The organism is Bradyrhizobium sp. MOS001, assembly GCF_004634465.1.
Lineage (GTDB): Bacteria > Pseudomonadota > Alphaproteobacteria > Rhizobiales > Xanthobacteraceae > Bradyrhizobium > Bradyrhizobium barranii.
In genome coordinates this window covers 402,419-424,124 of sequence record NZ_SPVJ01000002.1, presented here as the reverse complement: position 1 = coordinate 424,124, position 21,706 = coordinate 402,419, and the positions used below count along the sequence as shown (strand labels likewise).

Here is a 21,706-nt window from a genome sequence, read left to right as displayed (position 1 = left end):
CACAGCGCACCCGCCGTCTCACCCGTGGCAGCACGCCCCCTTCGCCTGCGGCTCGTACTGGTCGCGCAGGCGGACCCAGTCCATCGGATAGGGCAGGCCGTCCTCGTGACGACCGAGCGGGGTGAGGTCGAGATACTGATAGGCCGCGTTCATCATGTCGAGACCGCGCGCGAAGCAAGAATAGGTATGGAAGATCTCGCCGGCCTCGTTGCGGTAGAACACGCTGATACCGGGCAGCTCCGGACCGTAGAACGGCGTGGTGCCGAAATTGTACTTCGGCACGCCCTTGTCGATCTGCTCGCGCGTGAACGAGACCTCGTAATCGTAGTTGAAGTCATTGCCCCCTGACGAGACCCAGTCGAAGGTCCAGCCCATCCGCTTCTTGAAGGCCTCGAGCTTGGCGACCGGCGCCAGCGAGATCGCAACCGTGGAGGTGTCGCGCGCGGCGAGGTGCGGCACGATGCGATCGAGACCGTCGGCCCAGAACGAGCAGCTCTTGCACGCGGCCTCCCAGTCGGGTGCAAACATCACATGCTGCACCACGAGCTGCGGGCGGCCCCCGAAGAGATCGCCGAGCGTCACCTTGCCGTTCGGTCCGTCGAACACATAGTTCTTGTCGACCTTCACCCAGGGCAGCGCGCGGCGCTGCTCGGCGAGGCGCTCGCGGGCCTGGCTGAGCTCCTTCTCGTGCGCCAGGTGGGCCTTGCGGGCCGCGATCCATTGCTCGCGCGAGACGATCTGATGTTGCTGCACGGTATCCTCCATGGTGTCAGGCGACGAAAGCGTCGAGCTTGTCGAGGCACGAGCTCCAGCCGCGCTGGTGATTGTCGCGTGCGGTTTCGTCGAAGAACTGGGCGTGATGGAAGATCATCAGCGTGCCGGCGCTATCCGGCTTCAGCGTGATCGTCACCAGCGATTCGCGCTCCGGCGTCGAATGCCAGGCCCAGGTGAACACCAGCCGCTCGTTCGGCACGACCTCGCGATAGATGCCGCCAGCCTCGAAATATTCGCCGTCGTCGCCGGTGAAGCTGATGCGGTAGCGGCCACCGGTACGGACATCGAGCTCGGCATCCAGCGTCGCCGGCTTCATGTTCGGCGGCCCGAACCACTGGACTATCTGCGCGGCTTGCGTCCAGGCGGCGTAGACTTTCTCCGGCCGTGCGCGGAGCCGGCGCGTGAGCGTGAGGCTTGGACGTTCGTTTGGACGCTCGCTTGGACGCTCGGCTGTGCGGGGATCGGTGCTGACGGCTGCGTTGGCCATGTCTTGTCCTCCACGAAGGCGGCGAGGCGGTCGAACTTCTCGGACCAGAACTGCGCGTAGCGATTGAGCCAGTTCATCGCCTGCTCCATCGGCTGCGCGGTGAGCCGGCAGGACACCGTGCGTCCGGTCTTCTCCCGCACGATCAGGCCCGCATCCGTGAGCACGTCGAGATGCTTCATGATCGCCGGCAGCGAGACCGGAAACGGCGCGGCCAGCTCGCTCACCGACAGGCCGTCCCGCTCGCCGAGCCGCGCGAGAAGGGCACGCCGCGTCGGATCGGACAGCGCCGCAAAGGTCCGGTCGAGCGTCTCGTCTCTATACTTAACCATTTGGTTTAGTATAGACGTGAACGAGAGGGCGTCAAGCAGGAACCCGCGCGTCCGGATCTGCACGACTGCGTGATCAGGCGGTGCTCAGTGTGAGCCGCGACTAGTACGGACGAACGTACCGACCGCGTAGTGACGGCTGAAGCGGAGGCCGTACGGCCACCTGGGCAGGATTTTGCGCGCAATAGCCCTTGCGGCCCGACGCGCTCATCTGACACTGCTCGCGGGTCTGATAGGAGCAGTCGCCGGGATAGCCGTATTCCGAGTTCTGAATGCACCACGCGTAATCATAGTCCGCGCGCGCCGGGCTCCCGCCAGCGAGCCACACAAGGACTATGGTGCCCAGCACAAATTGCGCCTTGCCCATGACCGACCTCCCGTGTTCGCCGCGCGACATCCGACCTCACAGAGTGAAAGGCTCGAGGAGCCGGTTTATTCCGGAGCGATCGCGCAAAAATACGCGGCTGCGCAATGCGCGCGCGGCTAGTACGGTGCAACGGGCCGCGCGCGACGGTGCGGCCGAGGTTGCGGCTGCGGCGCCTGGCCATAGGCCACCATTGGATTGGGCCCGCAGTACAGCAAGCGGCCGGAGACGCTGGCCTGGCATTGCTCATAGGTGCTGTAGGCACATTCGCCGGGATAGTCATACTCGCCGCCCTGGGCGCACCAGGGGTAGTCGCGGGCCGCCGCGGGCGTGACGGTGACGAAGCCGGCAAGGACCGTCGCGCCCAGCGTCAGCAGCGCCAATTGCGTCTTGCGCATGATCCAGACTCCTCTCTTCACAGGGCGAGATACGCGCCATGTATCATCAGGTTTCGCCGCGCCGTTTTATTCCAGATCAACGGAACGAAGTACGCAAGAAAAAAGCCCTGCCAGGCGGCAGGGCTCCAATCTCAGGGATCACAAGATCGCTACTCGACCTTCAGGCCGGCGAACTCGACGACCTTCTTCCACTTCTCGGTCTCGGCCTTGATCTCCTCGCCGAACGCCTCCGGCGTCTGCACCCGCGGCTCGCCGCCGAGTTCGACAAGTCGCTTGGTCATGTCGGGCTCCTTCATGAGCGTATTGATCTCATTGTTGAGCTTGGCGATGATCTCCTTGGGCGTGTTCTTCGGCGCGCCCATGCCGAACAGCGCGCTGGCCTCGTAGTCCTTCACGGTCTCGGCGATCGCCTGGACGTCGGGCAGCTGCGGCGAGCGCTCAGTGGTGGTGACGCCGATCGCGCGAAGCGAGCCGGAGCGGATGTGCTGGATGATCGAGGGCATGTTGTCGAAGATCACCTGCACCTGGCCGCCGAGCATGTCGGTGATCGCCGGCGCCGCGCCGCGATAGGGCACGTGCTGCATCTTGCAGCCGGTCAGCGCCATGAACATCTCGCCGGACAGATGCACCGAGGTGCCGTTGCCGGACGAAGCCATGTTCACCTTGCCGGGATTGGCCTTCACATATTCGATGAACTCGGCGACGTTCTTGGCCGGAACGTCCTTGTTGACGGTCATCACGTTCGGCACCCGCTGGAACGAGGCCACCGGCGCGATGTCGCGCACGAAGTTGAATTTGAGGTTGGTGTAGAGCGAAGCGTTGATGAAGTTGGCCGGATTGACCAGCTGCAGCGTGTAGCCGTCGGGCTCGGCATTGACGACCGATTCGGTGCCGATATTGTTGCCGGCGCCGGGCTTGTTCTCGATCACGAATTGCTGGCCGAGCCGTTCCGACAGCCGCTGACCGATCAGCCGCGCCAGGATGTCGGTGGCTCCGCCCGGCGGATAGCCGACCACCCATTTCACGGGCCGGGCCGGATAGTCGGCGGCAAGGGCCTTCGACAGCGGGGTGGCTGCAAGCGGACTGGCTGCGAGCAGGCCCAGCGCGGTACGGCGAGTGATCATCTCAAGGGTTCTCCCAACGTGTTGTTCTTGAAAGCCAGATGGCTTCAAAATGGCGTCGACGCGGTTGTAACAAAGCTTGCCGCAGGCGGAAAGTGCGCCCGGCGCATCACGACGAAAGGATAAGGCATGCCGGTCAAGGTCGAAGCCCTCGATCATCTCGTCATCAACGTCGCGGACGTCGCGGTGACCGCCGAGTGGTACCGCAGGATTCTCGGCATGGAAGTCAAGGTGTTCGACCCCGACGGCGGCAAAGCGCCGCGGACTTCGTTGCAATTCGGTAACCAGAAGATCAACGTCCGGCCGCGCGATGCCGACAAGGTCGAGTGGTTCACTGCGGACCATCAGACCGCCGGCAGCGAGGATCTGTGTTTCCTCACGTCTGCATCGCCCGACGAGGTGGTGGCGCATTTGACGGCACATGGCGTCGCGATCGAGGAAGGCCCGGTTCCCAAGCAGGGTGCCCGCGGCGCGCTGCGCTCGGTCTATTGCAGGGATCCGGATGGCAGCCTGATCGAGATTTCGTCGTACGAGGACGGTGGTCGATAGGGCCGCGCTGCCCACCCCATCGTCATTGCGAGGAGCCATTGCGACGTAGCAATCCAGACTGCCCCCGGCGGAGACAGTCTGGATTGCTTCGCTGCGCTCGCAATGACAATGGAGAGAGCGGGCGCTACGCCTCCCCCGATTTGCTCCCTGCGTCATCCAATGGCAGGAAGACGCAATAATCAAAAGGCAGCCGCCATCAAGATGCAGGCTGCACGGGAGGAGCCATGCCACCTCAATACACCGAATCCGGACTCGTAGGACCGTTCGACGGGCTCGACGTACCCTGGCTGCTGAAGATGCGCGCCGCGGTGCGCCGCGATCATGCATTCCTGATCTGGGCGCCGTTCGATGCGCCGGCGCGGCGCTGGAGCTACGGCGAGTTTCACGAGCGCGTCGGCGCGCTCGCGGCGGGGCTGGCCAAGCGCGGCGTCAAGCCGGGCGAATATGTGCTCATTCATCTCGACAATTGCATCGAGGCGCTGCTGGCCTGGTTCGCCTGCGTCGAACTCGGCGCCATCGCGGTGACCACCAACACCCGCTCGGCGCCGGCGGAGATGGAATATTTCGCCGATCATTGCGGCGCGGTCGCCGCGATCACGCAGCCGGCCTATGCCGAGCTCGTCGCGCAAAGCTGCCGCAACATCCGCTGGCTGGCGGTGACCTCGCACGATGCAGGCGCGGCGCCCGCGCAAGCGGTCTCGCGCGGCGACAGTTTTGAATCGCTATTCGCCGACAGCGCCGACCGTCCCAGGCGCGCGACCGACCCGTTCGCGCCGTGCAGCGTGCAGTACACGTCAGGCACGACCTCGCGCCCGAAGGCGGTGCTGTGGACCCACGCCAACGCGCTGTGGGGCGCCAAGATCAACGCCGCGCATGAGGACCTTCATGCGAACGACGTGCACCAGACCTATCTGCCGCTGTTCCACACCAATGCGCTGGCCTATTCGATGCTGGCAACGCTGTGGGTCGGCGCCACCTGCGTGATCCAGCCGCGGTTCTCCGCGAGCCGGTTCTGGGGCGTCGCGCGCGAGCATGGCTCGACCTGGACCTCGACGATTCCGTTCTGCATGAAGGCGCTGCTCGAGCAGGAGATCCCGAAAGACCACAAATTTCGCCTGTGGGGCACCGCCATCAACGAGCCGCCGGCGTTTGCTGCGTTCGGCGTCAAGATGATCGGCTGGTGGGGCATGACCGAGACCATCACCCACGGCATCATCGGCGAGGTCGACCAGCCCAACATCCCGATGTCGATCGGGCGCGCGGCTCCCGAATATCAGATCCGCATCACCGACGATGACGGACGGCCGACTGAAGTCGGCGACACCGGCAATCTCGCGATCAAGGGCATCGCCGGGCTGTCGCTGTTCGCCGAATATCTGCACAATGAAAAGGCGACGCGCGAAAGCTTCGACGAGCACGGCTTCTTTCTCACCGGCGACCGCGTCGAGCGGCTGGAGAACGGCTTCATCAGGTTCGGCGACCGCGCCAAGGACATGCTGAAGGTCGGCGGCGAGAACGTCGCGGCCTCCGAGATCGAGCAGGTGATCGCGGTGGTAGCAGGCGTGCGCGAGGCCGCGGTGGTGGCGAAGAAGCACCCGATGCTGGACGAGGTGCCTGTTGTCTTCATCATCCCGCACGGCGGCGTCGCGGGCGCGGCGCCCGATCTGCATGATCGCGTGATGGCGGCCTGCGGCGCGGGACTCGCGGATTTCAAGGTGCCGCGCGAGATCAGGCTTGTCGACGATATGCCGCGCTCGACGCTGGAGAAGGTGGCGAAGGCGGAGCTAAGGAAGATGGTGGGGTGAGCGTCGCCACGCGGCACGCTGCCGTAGGGTGGGCAAAGCGAAGCGTGCCCACCATTTGGGTCGCAATTGAGGAAGCATGGTGGGCACAGCGCTTTGCGCCTTTGCCCACCCTACGGCATCTTGCTCAAAACGATCCCAGCGCCACCGGCCGGAACGCCTGCAGCAGTTGCTGATCCAGCTTGCCGCCCATGCCTTCCATCATCGTGAAGGCGCGCGAGTGGGTGAAGGGCATGCGGTAGGCGCGCTTCTCCACCAGTGCCGCGTAGATGTCGACGATCGTCGTGACCCGCACGATGTCGCTGATCTGGTTCGACGACAGGCCGTTCGGATAGCCAGAGCCGTCGAGGAATTCGTGGTGATGCAGCACGACGTCGAGCATCTCCGGCGGGAAGCCGCCCTGCTCCGCGAGCGCGTCATAGCCGCGACGCGGATGCTGGCGCACCTCGGCCATCTCCTCGTCGGTGAGCTTGCCGGGCTTGTCGAGCAGCACGGAGGGAACGAAGGCCTTGCCGACGTCGTGCAACAGCGCGGCGCGGGTCAGGCGACGCTGGTCGTCCTCGCGCATGCCGAGATGCTGCGCGAAGGCGACGGCGAAGCCGGTGACGAACAGGCAGTGGCGGTAGCTGCCGACATGATGGCAGCCGACGGTGGTGAGCCATTCGCGCAGCGATGAATGCTTGATCGCCTTCAGGATCTTGCTCTCGGCGGCGATGACGTCGTCGAAGGTCAGGGGCACGCCGAGCGGCAGCTTCTCGAACATCTTCGCCAGCACCGCATGCGCCGCCTCGACGCCACGGTTGAGCGTCTTGCCGCGATCGGTTGCGTCATAGGTGGCGGTGTCGGGGAACGCGGCGCGGATGCGCTGAAGAATCGCATCGGGCTGCAGCGGCCGCGAGATCGTGTCGGTGGCGCCCAGCGCCCAGGCCTGCATGGTGCCGTGATGCAGGGCATCGGCGAGCACGAACAGGCGCGGCATCGTGCGATAGGCATCGCCGCGCAGCTTGTTGCGCACCCGCTGCACACTCTCGGGCGAGCGCAGATTGATGTCGACCACGAGACCGGACAGATCGCGCGACGGCTGCTCGGGAATGTCCTGCGTCGTCACCGTCGAAACGTCGCCCACGGCCTTCAGGATGCTGGCAAGCTCGGTGCTCTCGTCGCTCCGGTCGGAAGCGAGCAAGAGCCGGCGTTTGGCGGCGGATTTGGCTGGCGCGTTCATGGCTTCCCCAGAGCACGGGAGTGTATTTGGCGTCAGCCTAAGCCGGATCAGGTTCTCCGGCCCTTAAGAGGCGTGCTCAATGGAACCCTGCGGAATTGCGCGCAATTTTAGGGAATTGGGGTCGCGGCGCGGTTCTAGTCGAAAACGGTGAAAACAACCCCATGCACAGTAGAACGGGCCTTGATGGAAAGGGAAATTTGGGGCGCTCTCGCCCACTCTCCGCTGTCGTCGCCCGGCTTGACCGGGCGACCCAGTACGCCGAGGCGGCGCGGCCGGAGCTGAGAGGCCGCGGCGTACTGGATGCCCCGCTTTCGCGGGGCATGACAGCGAGATTGTGGAGACGCCTACCAAAACAAATCCGCCGGAAGTTGCCCTGCGGCGGATCAGCTTACTTGGCAATTACGCCTCGCCTTACGCCTTCATCGCCCCCTTCACAGCTTCGGCCGTGATCGGCAGGGCTCGGATGCGGGCGCCTGAGGCGTTGAAGATGGCGTTGCCGATTGCCGGGGCGATGACCGTCACCGCGGGCTCGCCGACGCCGGTGGCTTTTTCGCCGTTGGCGATCACGGCGACGGCGACCTCGGGCATCTGGCTCATGCGCAAGGGCGTGTAGCTGTCGAAGTTTGTCTGCTCGATGCCACCGTCCTTGAGCGTCGCCTTCTCGTACATCGCCAGCGACAGGCCCCACAGCGCCGCACCCTCGACCTGGGCACGGATGTTGTCGGGATGCACCTGCGTGCCGACGTCGGTTGCGACCGTGAGCTTCTTCACGGTCACCTCGCCCGACGGCGCCACCGCGACATGGGCGACGCACGCCGTCCAGCTCGCGGTCGCGCGTTCCTGCGAGGAGACGCAGGCCACGCCCATGCCCTCGCCTTTCGGCAATTGCTTGGTGCCGTAGCCGGACAGCCCCATCGCGGCGAGCAACGTGTTGCGCAGCCGCTGCGCGCCGCCGTCGTTCTTGCCCTTGCCGTCGAGCAGCGCGATGCGGAACTGCGCCGGGTCCTTGCCGGTCGCAGCCGCGATCTCGTCGATCATGCTTTCGACCGCCCAGAACGTCCAGCCGGGCGCCACCGAGCGAAGCTGCCCGGACGGCGTCGCATTGTGCGCGAGCTCGTTCTTGATCGCGCGCACATAATGGTTGGGCACGGTGTAGAAGAAGTCGGCCCCGTTCACCGTGAAGGAATCGAGCGGGCCCTTCTTGTCGACCGAGGGCGTCAGGAAGTCGGGGATGCCCCAGCGCGCGGTCGGCCAGGCCGAGACGACGTCGTGGCTGAGCGCGACGAGCTTGCCGTCGCCGTCCACGCCGGCCTTGACCTTCTGGTAGGTGAGCGGACGCGAGAAATCCATCGTCATGTCGTTCTCGCGCGTGTAGATCACCTTCACCGGCTTGCCGATGGCCTTCGCCGCCTGCACCGCCGGCACCATCATGTCGGCATCGAGCCTGCGGCCAAAACCGCCGCCGAGCCACATCTGGTGCATCACCACGAACTTCGGATCGATCCCGGCGGCACCTGCCGCAATCGCGCCGGAGCGCGTCGCGAACTGGTTGCCGGAATAGATGTGCAGGATGTCGCCCTTGAACTCCGCCGTGGCGTTCATCGGCTCCATCGGCGCGTGGATGTTGATGCTGGTGGTGTACTCCGCCTCCAGCACTTTTGCGGCCGAGCCGAACGCCGCGTTGGGATCGCCATCCTTGACGAAGAACTGGCCGGAATCGTCAAGCTTCTGAAGCCGCTTGGCTTCGTCGAGCAGCGACTCGCTCGAGACCTTCGCGTTCGGACCGCCGTCATAGGCGATCTTCAGCGCCTGCGCCGCCTTCTTGGCATTGGCGTAGGTGCTGGCGACCGCGACGACCCAGCCCGATGTCGTGCCGGTCTTGTCGTCGAGGGTGATGGCCTTGATGAAGCCCGGCACCTTCTTCGCAGCCGAGTCGTCGACCGACTTCACCGTGGCGCCGAAGCGCACCGGCGGCGTCACCACCGCGCCATAGGCCATGCCCGGCAGCATCACGTCGATGCCGTACTTGGCCGTGCCGTTGGTCTTGGAGGGGATGTCGAGCTGCGGCACCGACACGCCGATCATGGTGTACTGGTCCGGCGTCTTCAGCTTGATCGCCTTCAGCTCGTCCGGCGTGAAGGTCTTGGTCGCCTTGCCGCTCTTCACGACGTCGGCGAACGACATCTGCTTCTTCGACTTCGGATGCGAGATCACGGAATCGCGCACCACGAGCTCTGACGCCGGCACGCCCATCGCGGCGGCCGCGCCTTCCGTCAATGCCGTCCGTCCGGCTGCGCCGGCCCGGCTCATCGCGTCGAAGTTCATCATGGTCGACCAGCTGCCGCCGGTGATCTGCGCACCCAGCACGGGGTCGTTGAACTTCGGATCGTTGGAGGCGAGCGCGACGCGCATGTCGCTCCACTTCGCGCCGAGCTCCTCGCAGACGATCTGCGCCATGGTGGAGGCGATGTGCTGGCCCATGTCGGCCTTGCCGCAGGTCACGGTGACCAGGCCATCGGGCGCGATCGCATACCAGACGCTCGGCTCGAAGTTTGAAGGCGCAGCGAGCGCCTCACCGATGCCGGGCACGCCGGCATAGCCGAGCACGAGGCCGGTCGCTGCCGTGCCGACCAGGAAGGAGCGGCGGCTGAGATCTGATGTCTCGGGTGTGATGGTTGTCACGTGCTTATTCATGTGGGCCTCCGTTCGTTGCCGGAGACGGATGCGGTGCGCATCTCGGTGGCGGCGCGCATGATCGCCTTCTGGATCCGCGAATAGGTCATGCAACGGCAGAGATTGCCGTCCATATGCGCCACGACCTCCTCCTTGGTCGGATTGGCATTCTTGGCCAGCAGCGAGGCCGCCTGCATGATCTGACCCGACTGGCAGTAGCCGCATTGCGGCACCTGCTCGGCGATCCACGCCTTCTGCAGCGGATGATCGCCCTTGGCGGAGAGGCCTTCGATGGTGGTGATCTTCTTGCCGGCGACATCGCCGACCATGGTCTGGCACGAGCGCACGGCTTCGCCGTTGACGTGCACGGTGCAGGCACCGCACAGCCCGGCACCGCAGCCGAACTTGGTGCCGGTCATCTGCAATTGCTCGCGGATCGCCCAGAGGAGCGGCGTGTCGTTCGCCGCATCCACGGACAGACTCCGCCCGTTGATGGTGAGAGTTGGCATAGGCGTCTTCCCCTGCCGGTGCATGAAGCCGCTTACGGCGGCAACTTGAACAGTGGACGCCCACCGGGCTGGCGCCCACCTTGATCGCAAGAATGATCGGGTTCGCAGCCAGAGGCAAATGCAATTTGGAATCGATCGAAACTATCGCGGCAGCTCAGTGTTGTGCGTTGCGACAACGGCACCCGATGCAGCGACTGGACGCAACAGAGAATGCATCAGGCATGCGTGCCATCGCGTTCAGGCAGTTTCTTCCAGGTAACCCGTCGGGCTAGGATCGACGCGAAAACAACAACCAGCATAAAGAGGCGGGAGACATGCCAAAGGTCGATCGGGACGGTGTCGGGATCTACTACGAAGTTCACGGCGAGGGTCCGCCGCTGCTGCTCACCCACGGCTATTCCTCGACCTCGGCGATGTGGCATGGCCAGGTCGACGCGCTCGCGAAGGACCACAAGCTCGTCCTGTGGGACATGCGCGGCCACGGCCAGTCCGACTATCCCGACGATCCCCATGCCTATAGCGAAGCGCTCACCATCGGCGACATGGCCGCGATCCTCGATGCGGTCGGCGCCGAGCACGCCATCATCGGCGGGCTCTCGCTCGGCGGCTACATGTCGCTCGCGTTCTATCGCGCTTATCCGCAACGCGCCCTTGCCCTGCTGATCATCGACACCGGCCCCGGCTTCAAGAAGGACGACGCGCGCGAGGCCTGGAATGCGCGGGCGCTTGCGACCGCCGACAAGCTCGACCATGAAGGTCTCGACATGCTGAAGTCGGCGACACGCGAGCGCGCCACCGCGAGCCATCGCAACGCCAGGGGATTGGCGCTCGCCGCACGCGGCATGCTGACCCAGCGCGACGCCCGCGTGATCGAGCTGCTCCCCGACATCAAGGTGCCCTGCCTGATCGTGGTCGGCGCCGACGACGCGCCGTTCCTCGCCGCGTCCGACTACATGGCCGCAAAGATCCCCGGCGCACAAAAGGTCGTGATCCCCGCCGCCGGTCACGCCGTCAACATCGATCAGCCCAAGGCTTTTATTGACGCGGTGACGCCTTTCCTAAAGAACTTGCCGGGATAGGACGGTCGGACAGGGACACTGGCAATGAAGCAAGCGATACTGGCTGCGAGCGCGGTGCTGCTGTCGATGTCTGCGCAGGCCGAACCGTTCGGCGGCACGCAGCCGCGCCGGCCCTTCATTGCGACCTTGTCGAACAACACGCCGCTCGCCTTCGGCATGGATGCCGAGCAGACCGCGCGGGCACTGGGTCAGCCTCTGCAATATGTGCGCGGGCGGCCCGGCAACGAGATCTATCTCGCGCTTCGCAACCTCGGCGGCAGCGGACTGATCCCCTACCGTCACCGCCTGTTCCTGCAGTTCCGTCACGGACGGCTGGCGGGATGGAAGGAAGACTACGGCGAGAACTGGATGTGGGAGTGAGTGCGACGCGCAGCCGCCTCCCCTCATCCTGAGGAGCTTGCGGAGCAAGCGTCTCGAAGGATGAAGGCCACGCTGATGCGTCCCGGGCCTCTATCCTTCGAGACGCGCTCCGTTGGAGCGCTCCTCAGGATGAGGGCAGAGAGCTGAAATTTCGGATCGACAACCAAGAAGGACAACCCGCGTGGGACAAGACATCAAGCTGACGGCTTCCGACAATTTCCAGCTCGGCGCCTATCGCGCTGATCCCTCAGGCGCCCCGAAGGGCGCGGTGGTGGTGATCCAGGAGATCTTTGGGGTCAATCACCACATCCGCTCGGTCTGCGACCGCATCGCCAGGGAAGGCTATGTCGCGATCGCACCATCGATCTTCGACCGGACCTCGCCGAACTTCCAGTCGGGCTACACGCCCGACGAGATCGCCGAGGCGCGCAAGTTCGTCGCCAGTCCCGACTGGGACGCGATGCTGCGCGACACCCAGGCCGCGATCGACGCGGTGAAGAGCGTCGGGCCGGTCGGCATCATCGGCTTTTGCCTGGGCGGCAGCGTCGCCTTTGTCGCGGCGACGCGGCTGTCGGGCCTGAAGGCCGCGATCGGCTATTACGGCGGCGCCGTGGTGCGCTTCGCCGACGAGAAACCGAAGGTGCCGACGCAACTGCATTTCGGCGAGAAGGATGCCGGCATTCCCCTGACCGACGTCGAGACCGTCAAGGCGAAGCGGCCGGATGTGGAGGTCTTCATCTATCCCGGCGCCCAGCACGGCTTCCACTGCGACGAGCGGCCGAGCTACGACAAGGCGAGCTCGGATGTCGCCTGGCCGCGCTCGATGGAATTTTTCGCGAAGCATCTGACGAAGTAGCGCGCGCCACTCAAAGCAGGAATCGGGTGGCTGCATCACGGCACCCGGCGATAGAGCTGGCCGATCAAGCCAACTCGCGCCGGGAGATCGCCATGCAGCAAGCCATCACGCACCTCGTCATCCGCAATCCGTTCGGAACCATGGACGTCCCGGGCCCGGACGATTCTGAAGTCATGGACTACGCGGCGACCGCCACGCTGGCCGGCGATGCGGCCGACATCAACGCGGTACATTGGGCGGCCATCGCAGCGCCCTCGGACCCGCTCGAAGGCATCTGGGCGAGCCGCTGGAACGGTGGCGCCGATCCGACCATCGCGGGCGATACGCCAGACAGATGGAAAGAGGGGCGCGCGGAAATCCGCATCGCGGGGAGCCGGATCTATCTGCGTTTCGACTGGGACCATGGCCGCCGGCACGGCCTGATCGATGCTGCGCGCGAGGGCGCGCGCCTGGTCGGAAAGTACATCAACCTGACCACGCCTGCGATCACGCGGCCATGGATCGGGCTCGTGGTCGATGGCACGCGCATCGACGGATGCTTTCCGAACGGACGGCTGGATTTCAGGCGGTGAGCTAGAACCAGCGCTCGCCGACGAACACGGTGTCGCCGGGGCTCAAGGGAGTGCCGAGCGGGACGATGGCGCGCATCGCGCCGCCGGCTTCGGTGTGCGTGACGGTGACCACGTCGCGCTTGGCGCGGGGCGAGAAGCCGCCGGCGATCGCGACCGCGCTTTCGACCGTCATGTTCGGGACATAAGGATATTGGCCGGGTGCGGTGACTTCGCCGAGGATGAAGAACGGGCGGTAGGCTTCGATCTCGACCGCGACCGAGGGCTCGCGGATGTAACCGTTGCGCAGGCGTGCGGCGATTTCACCGGCGAGACCCGCCGGGGTGCGGCCGCGGGCCGGCACTCCACCGATCAGCGGCATGGTGATCGAACCGCCGGCATCGATGGCGTAGCTGTTGGTGAGGCCTTCCTGGCCGTAGACCACGACGCGCAGCCTGTCGCCGGCGTCGAGATGATAGGAGGAGTCGTAGCGCACCGGCGCCGCCATCGGCGCGGCGTAGCCGACCGGCATGGGTGCAGGCGACGAGGCAAAGGAATTGCGCAACGCGCCGATGGCGCCGCCACCGTCGGCGACGACGACCGGCTGTGGTGCGCCATAGGGCTGACCATAGGCCATGGAGTCGAGATCGGCACGGGGCTGCATGACCGCGACGGGACCGGCGGTCTGCATGCAGCCGCCGAGGGCAAGCGCGGCGGACGCTGCCAAGGAGGCTGTCAAGATCGACCATCGAAACGCGCGTGCAACCGGCACCGGACCTAATCCCTCGAAACGAGACGGCCCCAGTCTTGCACTGGTTATGGTTAACAAAGCGTTGAGGGGGGCAGCGCGGCAATGCGGATGCGATGACACCGCACACTCCGTCATGCCCGGGCTTGTCCCGGGCATCCACGTTCTTGGTGCCGCACGAAGATCGTGGATGGCCGGGACAAGCCCGGCCATGACGAGTTGTTCGTGGCGAGCTTACGCGCTCACACCCACGCCGATCGGGCAGGACACGCCGGTGCCACCGAGGCCGCAATAGCCGGCGGGGTTCTTCGCCAGATATTGCTGATGGTAGTCCTCGGCGAAATAGAACGCGCCGGCGGGCGCGATCTCGGTCGTGATGGCGCCGAGACCTTTTGCAGCAAGCGCCTTCTGATAGAGCGCCTTCGATTCATCGGCCGCTTTCTTCTGCGCATCAGAGTAAGTGTAGATCGCGCTTCGGTACTGCGTGCCGACGTCGTTGCCCTGACGCATGCCCTGCGTCGGGTTGTGGCTCTCCCAGAACGTCTTCAGGAGTTTCTCGTAAGAGATCTTCTTCGGATCGAACACGACCAGCACCACTTCGGTGTGGCCGGTGCGTCCCGAACAGGTCTCCTCATAGGTCGGGTTCGGCGTGTGGCCGCCTGCATAGCCGACAGCGGTCGCGTAGACACCGTCGCCGAGCTGCCAGAATTTGCGCTCGGCGCCCCAGAAGCAGCCGAGCCCAAACACGGCCTGCTCGAGGCCCGCGGGATAAGGCGGCTGCAACTTCGCGCCGTTGACGAAATGGGTGGTCGCGGTGGGAATGGCTTGCGCACGGCCCGGCAGCGCTTCCGTGACGCTCGGCAATGCGGTGGTCTTGCGCATGAACAGCATGATTGGCTCTCCGAGACGAGCTGTCCGTCGCTTGAGCCAATGCAACAAGCCAAGGGCTCAGGCGGCGCGCTCGCGATCAAGGTGGGAATATAGGTATCTACGCAGGAGGGGGCAGCCCTGTTACGGCTGCCGTCAACGCGAGGTTCAGTCTCGGCGGGAATTGAAAGATCAATCCCGGGAATATCCGATCAAGGGTTTCCGCGGGCGGAACAGGATCATCAGCAGGATGCCCAAAATGCCGAGCACGGCGAAAACCGGCTGATCCAGCACGAGGCGGATCACCGAGGTCCAGAGCCAGGGCGCCTTGGCCTCGACCCAGGTGCGGAACGCCGTCTGGCTGGCCTGGTTGATGTCGTTCCAGAACTGGCCGAACCGGGTGAACCGCAGGGTCTGGTCGGCCACCCAGCGGGCGCCGTCATAGACCATGAAGATGAACCCGCCGGCCAGCAGCAACAGCCCAATCAGTCGGAAAAAGCCGCGGATCATGCCTCACCTATATGGTCGTCCGATCGGACGACCTCTGCAATGCCGCCAGCCAATAGCCGGGCGACGGCAGAAATTCAACCTCTTCAGGGCGTTACGGCGCGCGCTGGAGCTCTCAGGGCCTGTTTTCCAGCCCCGGAAAGCGTTGACGGTGCCGCAGACCCCCTCTATAAGGGCGCCAACTGGCGGTGGGCGCAATCCTGCCGCCGCTGTTCTTTGAGCAGTTGCAGGCTCCATGAGCTTTAAAGGCTTGGAGCCTCAGAGACGACCGCAAGGCCGTCGCTCATGTTCCGGGAACAGCCCAGCAACCGAACACCCTAAATCCGAGCGTCGATTAAGCGGTCAAGCAGCCGGCGCTACCCGACCAAGACGCGACCGGTACCGCAAAGGATATTGAGACCATGGCCAATACCACTTCCGCCAAGAAAGCGACGCGCAAGATCGCCCGCCGCACCGCCGTCAACAAGTCGCGCCGCACCCAGATGCGTGGTGCCGTGCGTACCGTCGAAGAAGCCATCGCGACTGGCGACCGCGCCGCCGCGCTGAAGGCGATGGCGAGCGCCGAGCCCGCGCTGATGCAGGCCGCGCAGCGCAACATCGTTCACAAGAACAACGCGAGCCGCAAAGTCTCCCGGCTCACCGCGCAGATCGCCAAGCTCGCGAAGTAAGCTCGTCGAGTCATCCGATCGACTGATCGGATCGACATCGCGCTCGTCAATCAGCCCGGCTCGCGCCGGGCTTTTTGTTGCCTGTCACAATTCACGCTTGCGGTCGTTGGGCGACCACGCTTCCGTTGGAAGACTCGTGTCGTCTTCGCTGCGCTGCGCCCGTAATTTCACTGGCGGATGTTTTTGCAACAGTGGAAACTCTCACTGCGCTGCGAAAAACCCCTGCGGGGCGGGCTTAAGTTGAATCCGCGCGCGCGAGAGTTCTGCACACCGTAGTTTTCCCGGAACCGGTTCGCGATGGAGTTACCCTGCGAAACGAGACTCAAAAAGCGGTGTCTCAATAATCACTTATCGACATAGCGTCGACAAGCATTTGGAAAAATTGCCCGCAAGGCGTGCGCGTGACGCTTTTGTAAAAAATTTTTGGCGGTGGCGGAGATTTGTCACATGACGCGCGGCGCCTTCGAATCTGTGCACGGATTCAAACTCTTGCTCGCAAGCCTGTGCACAACTCCCGCGCGCCGTTAACGCTGGTCAAGTTTTTAGTCGCCTCAAGTGTGAATCAATTCCGTTGCGAGTCTTTCCGCATAGTGTATTCCTTAAGTCGTCCGCAGCGCCCACGATCTCAAGACCAGCGCGGTTTTAGAAACGGGGCGAGCGTGCAAATCGGCGGCGGTGTGCACGTAGGCGACGCTTCAACAAGCGATTGTCGGTTCAAAACCCATAGCAATATGGGAACGGTAGCTCTTTGTCTGAATGTCTCCATGTGGGATCTTCGATCCCGCTCGCGCCAGACGCAAACGAGAGATGTCATGAAACTACCGCGACACACGTGATGGCGTAGCCGAGCGGACGAACAGTGCAGACGGGCGGGACATCGGCGACTTCAGTCGCAGTTGTCTTCAGGACACGCAGGACCTTGCCGTGAGCAATCACGGCAGGACGGGGAGGGTATCATGTCTTACGGACTCAACGCGGTATTGAAACAAGCCACCTACTCCAACGATGCCGGTTTAGATCAGCCCAACCTCCAGCCTCCCGCGTGTGACGGAGCGCCGAGTACGCGCTGACCTCGCGACCCCTCCATCTCTGACATCGCTAGTCCGACCCGCGGCGTTCGCGCCGAACGGCGGAGCTGTGTCCGACGATGGAATCGCTCGAGGTCGTGCCCTTTGAAGGATCCTGGCGGGACCCCTTCATGGCACTCACAACGCAACTTTATCTCTCAATAGAAGTTTTTTGACGATGAACACATCGGAACAGGATCGCTGGTCACGCGTGAAGAGCCGGCTGCGCTCGAACGTAGGCGAAGACGTCTATACGAGCTGGTTCGCCCGTATGGATCTGGAAGGCGTGCAGGAGGAGAGCGTGCGGCTCTCGGTGCCGACGCGCTTCCTGAAGAGCTGGATTCAGGCGCATTATGCCGAGCGCGTACTGTCGTGCTGGCAGGCCGAGGCGCCGGAAGTTCATCGCATCGATCTCACCGTTCGCTCCGCGGTGCGCCCGGTCGTGCAGCAGAAGGAGACGCCTGCGCCGGTCGAAACACGCCGCGCGCCCGCGCCGGAACTGCGCTCGACGGCGACTGCGCCGGTCTCCGCAAATCATGACGCGCTCGGCGGCTCGCCGCTCGATCCGCGCCTGACCTTTGCGAGCTTCGTCGTCGGCCGCTCCAACACGCTGGCGCATGCGGCGGCACGTCAGGTCGCCGAAGGGCGTCGCGGCGATCCCGTCATGTTCAACCCGCTCTACATCCATGCGGGCGTTGGGCTGGGCAAGACGCATCTGCTCCAGGCCGTGACCTGGGCCGGCAATTCCGGCAACGAGCGCAAGGTGCTCTATCTCACCGCGGAAAAATTCATGTACGGCTTCGTCGCCGCGCTGAAGACGCAGACGGCGCTCGCCTTCAAGGAAGCGCTGCGCGGCATCGACGTGCTCGTGATCGACGATCTCCAGTTCCTGCAGGGCAAGTCGACCCAGGCCGAGTTCTGTCACACGCTGAACGCGCTGATCGATGCCGGCCGCCAGGTCGTGATCGCGGCCGACCGTCCGCCGTCCGACCTCGAAAGCCTCGACGATCGCGTGCGTTCGCGTCTCGCCGGCGGTCTCGTGGTCGAGATGGGCTCGCTCGGCGAAGAACTGCGGCATGGCATCCTGAAGTCGCGCGTCGCGGCGGCCCGCGCCCATCACGCCACCTTCGACGTGCCGGAGGAGGTGCTGCTCTATCTGGCGCGCACCATCACCCATAACGGCCGCGACCTCGAAGGCGCGATCAACCGGCTTCTCGCGCACTCGAAGCTGAACAACCAGCCGGTGACGCTGGAGATGGCCGAGCGCGAGGTGCGCGATCTGGTCCGGCCGCAGGAGCCGAAGCGGATCAAGATCGAGGACATCCAGCGCGTGGTGGCGCGGCAGTATAATGTCAGCCGTTCCGACCTCCTGTCCTCGCGCCGCACCGCCAACGTGGTCCGTCCGCGCCAGGTGGCGATGTATCTCGCCAAGACGCTGACCCTGCGCTCGCTGCCCGAGATCGGCCGCCGCTTCGGCGGGCGCGACCACACCACGGTGCTGCACGCTGTGCGCAAGATCGAGGCGCTGGTCAACAAGGACACGGCGCTGTCCGAGGAAGTCGAGTCGCTGAAGCGCCAGCTTCAGGAATAAACGCCTAAGGCTCCTGCCATTCTCCCGCCGCCCCGGCCATGCCTGGGCGGCGGTGTTCGTTTGCCGGGACGGCCGCCCTCCTTTTGGGCTGTAAATCGTGGGGAACCACCCCCCAATCCCTTGAAACGGATGGCTTTCCGCGCCACCTTGCGCGACCCTGACGGCTTTGGTCATATCGGCTGGATGATCCGGCTTTTCGGGGTCTTCGATGCCGTGGCGCGCGTCCCGCCGCCCGGCTTTTCCAACGTTGTGTTTCCTTGGGGATCGGGCGAGTAGTGCAATGAAGGTTACGGTCGAACGCGCGCAACTCCTGAAATCGCTGGGTCATGTCCACCGCGTGGTCGAGCGCCGCAACACCATTCCGATCCTCGGCAACGTGCTGGTCCGCGCCGAGAACGCGAAATTGTCGCTGAAGGCGACCGACCTCGACCTCGAGGTGACCGAGACGCTCCCGGCCGAAACCGCGACCGCGGGCTCCACCACCGTGCCGGCGCACATGTTCTACGACATCGTGCGCAAGCTGCCCGATGGCTCGCAGATCGTGCTGGAGGCCGACGGCGACCGCGCCGTGCTGGCGATCCGCGCCGGCCGCTCGCGCTTCACGCTGCAGACCCTGCCGGAGAATGATTTCCCGGATCTGGCCGCCGGCGACATGTCGCATTCGTTCTCGCTCGCCGCCAAGGACGTCAAGCGGCTGATCGACCGCACCCAGTTCGCGATCTCGACCGAAGAGACGCGCTATTACCTCAACGGCATCTATCTGCACGCCGCGGGCACGGCCACGGCCGCCACCCTGCGCGGCGTTGCCACCGACGGCCACCGGCTCGCCCAGCTCGACCTGGTCCAGCCCAAGGGCGCCGACGGCATGCCCGGCGTGATCGTGCCTCGGAAAACCGTCGGCGAGGTGCAGCGCCTGATCGAGGACAACGAGGCCGAAGTCACGATCGAGCTGTCGCAGGCCAAGATCCGCTTCACCATCGGCAATGTGGTGCTGACCTCGAAGCTGATCGACGGCACCTTCCCCGACTATGGCCGCGTGATCCCGCAGGGCAACGACAAGGAACTCGTCGTCGACAAGAAGGATTTCGAGAACGCGGTCGACCGCGTCTCCACCATCTCCAGCGAGCGCGGCCGGGCCGTGAAGCTCTCGCTGTCGCCGGGCAAGCTGGTGCTATCGGTCACCAACCCGGATTCCGGCAGCGCGACCGAAGAGCTCGAAGTCGAATACGCCTCCGACGCCCTCGATATCGGCTTCAACTCCCGCTACCTCCTCGACATCGCCGCCCAGATCGAAGGCGACGTCGCCACGCTGAAGCTCGCCGACCCCGGCTCGCCGACGCTGGTGCAGGACAAGGACGACAAGAGCGCGCTGTATGTGCTGATGCCGATGCGGGTGTGAGGGACGTGTTCCCTCGCCAGCGCACACTGCCTTTAGAACCAAGCGCGATGCACGTTACTGCGCCCTCTCCCCTTGTGGGAGAGGGCTGCACCGGTGTTTGACGCAAACTCACTTGGGTGAGGGGTTGGTGCCACGAGACCCGTCCCATCGACCGACCTCCCCGCCTCTCCGCCAATTTGCACGGAAGATGCGGCACGAGCCGACTGACGCCGAAATGGCAATGTGGCGCTTGCTGAGGGATCGTCGGCTCTCCACATTCAAGTTTCGCCGACAGGAGCCGTTCAAGAACTACATTCTCGACTTTGTCTGTTTCGAGAAAAGACTCGTGATCGAGATTGACGGAAGCCAACATGCAGAATCGGAAAGCGACGCAGCTCGTGACGCGGCCTTGTCCGCCAAAGGTTTCGCCATAGCGCGCTACTGGAACAATGACGTGCTACAGCAACCCGCTTCTGTGTTGGAAGACATCCTTGCAAAGCTTGCCGGGCGGTAAGATACCCCTCACCCGTCGCCTCACTTCGTGAGGCGCCACCCTCCCCCACAAGGGGGGAGGGAAGGCACTGCCCGGCAATGACAGAGTGATATGACCCCCTCCCGCATTCAACGCCTGACGCTGACGCATTTTCGCAATTACCGGGCGGCGGGGCTCGAGACGGCGGCTGACATGGTGGCGCTGGTCGGGCCGAACGGGGCCGGCAAGACCAATTGTATCGAGGCGATCTCGTTCCTGTCGCCGGGCCGCGGCTTGCGGCGCGCCACGCTGGAAGATGTCGCCGACAACCAGGGCGACGGCTCCTGGGCGGTGTCGGCGCAGGTCGAGGGCGCGCTGGGGCTCGCCACGCTCGGCACCGGCATCGACGCGCCGCGCGCGGACGCCACAGTCAGCCGGCGCTGCCGCATCGACCGCGAGCCGGTCAATTCGGCCACCGCCTTCGGCGACCATATCCGCATGGTGTGGCTGACGCCGGCGATGGACGGGCTGTTCATGGGCGCGGCCTCCGAGCGGCGGCGCTTCTTCGACCGCCTGGTGCTGGCGATCGACAGCGAGCATTCCAGCCGCATCTCCGCGCTCGAACGCTCCCTGCGGTCGCGCAACCGCCTGCTCGAGACGCGCAATTACGACGACCATTGGTGTGACGCAATCGAGCGCGAGACCGCGGAGCTTGCGGTCGCGGTCGCCGCAACGCGCGGCCAGACTGCGGCGCGTTTGACGGGCATGCTCAACGCCCGCGCGCAGGAATCCGCCTTTCCGTCCGCGCAAATCGCGCTGGACGGCTGGATGGAGAACGCGCTGCTCAACGAGACCGCGACGTCGGTCGAGGACCGCTACCGCCAAATCCTGCGCGACAACCGCCCGCGCGACGCCATCGCCGGCCGCACCACCGACGGTCCGCACCTCACCGATCTCCAGGTGATCTATGCGCCGAAGAGCATGCCGGCGCGCGATGCCTCGACCGGCGAGCAGAAGGCGCTGCTGATTGGCCTCGTGCTGGCGCATGCGAGCCTGGTCGCCGAGATGACCGGCATCGTGCCGCTGCTGCTGCTCGACGAGGTCGTCGCGCATCTCGATCCGAACCGGCGCGCGGCGCTGTTCGAGGAGCTGCGCAAGCTCGGCGCGCAGGTGTGGCTGACCGGTGCCGACCCCGCCGCCTTCGCCGACATTGGCGCAGGCGGCGATGTCTTTGACGTCGAGAGCGGACGTGTCTCCGCCCGGCGCTAGACCGCGCCGTTGAACCCGGCCGTTTGCAATCGCGACTAGCCTTTGAGGCCGCGGCGATGCCTGTCACGGCC

The 21,706-nt window shown here is 64.8% G+C and carries 23 protein-coding genes; 11 read left to right on the top strand and 12 right to left on the bottom strand.

All coding sequences use genetic code 11. The features are described 5' to 3' along the window. Positions 1-18: 18 nt before the first annotated feature. From CT676_RS05425 to CT676_RS05400, 6 genes are all read right to left on the bottom strand, one after another. Entirely contained in the window at positions 19-753 is a 735-nt protein-coding gene (locus CT676_RS05425) for a thioredoxin family protein (RefSeq protein ID WP_085405120.1), read from the bottom strand. A 16-nt stretch (positions 754-769) separates the two neighbouring features. Further along, positions 770-1,117, bottom strand: a complete 348-nt coding sequence (locus CT676_RS05420) for an SRPBCC domain-containing protein (RefSeq protein ID WP_085405119.1) — start codon at positions 1,115-1,117, stop codon at positions 770-772. Then, positions 1,114-1,590 carry a metalloregulator ArsR/SmtB family transcription factor gene (locus CT676_RS05415; RefSeq protein WP_085405084.1) on the bottom strand — a complete coding sequence of 159 codons (477 nt, stop codon included), beginning with the start codon at positions 1,588-1,590 and terminating at the stop codon, positions 1,114-1,116. Before CT676_RS05415 ends, CT676_RS05420 begins: the two co-directional genes overlap by 4 nt. Positions 1,591-1,690: 100 nt before the next feature. Continuing rightward, a complete protein-coding gene (locus tag CT676_RS05410) occupies positions 1,691-1,954 on the bottom strand; it encodes a DUF3551 domain-containing protein (protein WP_063980087.1) in 264 nt (87 codons plus the stop codon). A gap of 116 nt (positions 1,955-2,070) precedes the next feature. Beyond that, on the bottom strand, positions 2,071-2,349 hold the full coding sequence (locus CT676_RS05405; protein WP_071908969.1) for a DUF3551 domain-containing protein: 279 nt from the start codon (positions 2,347-2,349) through the stop codon (positions 2,071-2,073). Positions 2,350-2,498: 149 nt separating this feature from the next. Further along, the gene (locus CT676_RS05400) at positions 2,499-3,473 is read right to left on the bottom strand and encodes a tripartite tricarboxylate transporter substrate binding protein (RefSeq protein WP_071908968.1); all 975 of its coding nucleotides are present in this window, start codon (positions 3,471-3,473) and stop codon (positions 2,499-2,501) included. Between the two features lie 126 nt (positions 3,474-3,599). On the opposite strand from CT676_RS05400, the gene CT676_RS05395 reads away from it, so the two are divergent. Together CT676_RS05395 and CT676_RS05390 are read left to right on the top strand one after the other, a co-directional pair. Beyond that, complete coding sequence (locus CT676_RS05395) at positions 3,600-4,019, top strand: VOC family protein (protein ID WP_085405083.1); 420 nt, start codon at positions 3,600-3,602, stop codon at positions 4,017-4,019. Between the two features lie 224 nt (positions 4,020-4,243). After that, positions 4,244-5,824 carry an AMP-binding protein gene (locus tag CT676_RS05390; protein ID WP_085405082.1) on the top strand — a complete coding sequence of 527 codons (1,581 nt, stop codon included), beginning with the start codon at positions 4,244-4,246 and terminating at the stop codon, positions 5,822-5,824. Between the two features lie 124 nt (positions 5,825-5,948). Here the strand turns inward: CT676_RS05390 and CT676_RS05385 are convergent, their stop codons facing one another. The 3 genes from CT676_RS05385 to CT676_RS05370 form a co-directional block, all read right to left on the bottom strand. Continuing rightward, on the bottom strand, positions 5,949-7,043 hold the full coding sequence (locus CT676_RS05385) for an HD domain-containing phosphohydrolase (RefSeq protein ID WP_063980092.1): 1,095 nt from the start codon (positions 7,041-7,043) through the stop codon (positions 5,949-5,951). Positions 7,044-7,454: 411 nt separating this feature from the next. Then, positions 7,455-9,737, bottom strand: a complete 2,283-nt coding sequence (locus tag CT676_RS05375; protein ID WP_085405080.1) for a molybdopterin cofactor-binding domain-containing protein — start codon at positions 9,735-9,737, stop codon at positions 7,455-7,457. After that, complete coding sequence (locus CT676_RS05370; RefSeq protein ID WP_014491023.1) at positions 9,734-10,225, bottom strand: (2Fe-2S)-binding protein; 492 nt, start codon at positions 10,223-10,225, stop codon at positions 9,734-9,736. The genes CT676_RS05375 and CT676_RS05370 overlap by 4 nt, the downstream gene beginning before the upstream one ends. A gap of 314 nt (positions 10,226-10,539) precedes the next feature. Between CT676_RS05370 and CT676_RS05365 the strand changes: the two genes are divergently transcribed. The 4 genes from CT676_RS05365 to CT676_RS05350 all read left to right on the top strand — a co-directional run bounded on the left by CT676_RS05365 (position 10,540) and on the right by CT676_RS05350 (position 13,092). Beyond that, the gene (locus CT676_RS05365) at positions 10,540-11,304 is read left to right on the top strand and encodes an alpha/beta fold hydrolase (protein WP_085405079.1); all 765 of its coding nucleotides are present in this window, start codon (positions 10,540-10,542) and stop codon (positions 11,302-11,304) included. A 24-nt stretch (positions 11,305-11,328) separates the two neighbouring features. Continuing rightward, entirely contained in the window at positions 11,329-11,664 is a 336-nt protein-coding gene (locus CT676_RS05360; RefSeq protein ID WP_135214085.1) for a hypothetical protein, read from the top strand. A gap of 181 nt (positions 11,665-11,845) precedes the next feature. Further along, complete coding sequence (locus CT676_RS05355) at positions 11,846-12,520, top strand: dienelactone hydrolase family protein (protein ID WP_135214084.1); 675 nt, start codon at positions 11,846-11,848, stop codon at positions 12,518-12,520. 92 nt (positions 12,521-12,612) lie between these two features. Beyond that, a complete protein-coding gene (locus tag CT676_RS05350) occupies positions 12,613-13,092 on the top strand; it encodes a hypothetical protein (RefSeq protein ID WP_085405076.1) in 480 nt (159 codons plus the stop codon). Position 13,093: 1 nt separating this feature from the next. On the opposite strand, the gene CT676_RS05345 is transcribed toward CT676_RS05350, so the two are convergent. The 3 genes from CT676_RS05345 to CT676_RS05335 all read right to left on the bottom strand — a co-directional run bounded on the left by CT676_RS05345 (position 13,094) and on the right by CT676_RS05335 (position 15,193). Further along, complete coding sequence (locus tag CT676_RS05345; protein WP_028151117.1) at positions 13,094-13,840, bottom strand: polysaccharide biosynthesis/export family protein; 747 nt, start codon at positions 13,838-13,840, stop codon at positions 13,094-13,096. A gap of 210 nt (positions 13,841-14,050) precedes the next feature. Continuing rightward, positions 14,051-14,707: a peptide-methionine (S)-S-oxide reductase MsrA gene (gene msrA, locus CT676_RS05340; RefSeq protein WP_135214083.1), complete on the bottom strand. Its 657-nt coding sequence runs from the start codon at positions 14,705-14,707 to the stop codon at positions 14,051-14,053. A 168-nt stretch (positions 14,708-14,875) separates the two neighbouring features. Further along, positions 14,876-15,193: a hypothetical protein gene (locus CT676_RS05335; RefSeq protein ID WP_007616084.1), complete on the bottom strand. Its 318-nt coding sequence runs from the start codon at positions 15,191-15,193 to the stop codon at positions 14,876-14,878. A gap of 398 nt (positions 15,194-15,591) precedes the next feature. On the opposite strand from CT676_RS05335, the gene rpsT reads away from it, so the two are divergent. The 5 genes from rpsT to recF all read left to right on the top strand — a co-directional run bounded on the left by rpsT (position 15,592) and on the right by recF (position 21,635). After that, a complete protein-coding gene (rpsT, locus tag CT676_RS05330) occupies positions 15,592-15,858 on the top strand; it encodes a 30S ribosomal protein S20 (RefSeq protein ID WP_028151115.1) in 267 nt (88 codons plus the stop codon). 1,245 nt (positions 15,859-17,103) lie between these two features. Then, positions 17,104-18,516: a chromosomal replication initiator protein DnaA gene (gene dnaA / locus CT676_RS05320; protein WP_063980098.1), complete on the top strand. Its 1,413-nt coding sequence runs from the start codon at positions 17,104-17,106 to the stop codon at positions 18,514-18,516. Positions 18,517-18,796: 280 nt separating this feature from the next. Then, positions 18,797-19,915 carry a DNA polymerase III subunit beta gene (dnaN, locus tag CT676_RS05315; RefSeq protein ID WP_014491013.1) on the top strand — a complete coding sequence of 373 codons (1,119 nt, stop codon included), beginning with the start codon at positions 18,797-18,799 and terminating at the stop codon, positions 19,913-19,915. 127 nt (positions 19,916-20,042) lie between these two features. Then, the gene (locus CT676_RS05310; protein ID WP_085405118.1) at positions 20,043-20,408 is read left to right on the top strand and encodes a DUF559 domain-containing protein; all 366 of its coding nucleotides are present in this window, start codon (positions 20,043-20,045) and stop codon (positions 20,406-20,408) included. A gap of 90 nt (positions 20,409-20,498) precedes the next feature. Next, on the top strand, positions 20,499-21,635 hold the full coding sequence (gene recF, locus CT676_RS05305) for a DNA replication/repair protein RecF (protein ID WP_085405075.1): 1,137 nt from the start codon (positions 20,499-20,501) through the stop codon (positions 21,633-21,635). Positions 21,636-21,706: the final 71 nt, after the last annotated feature.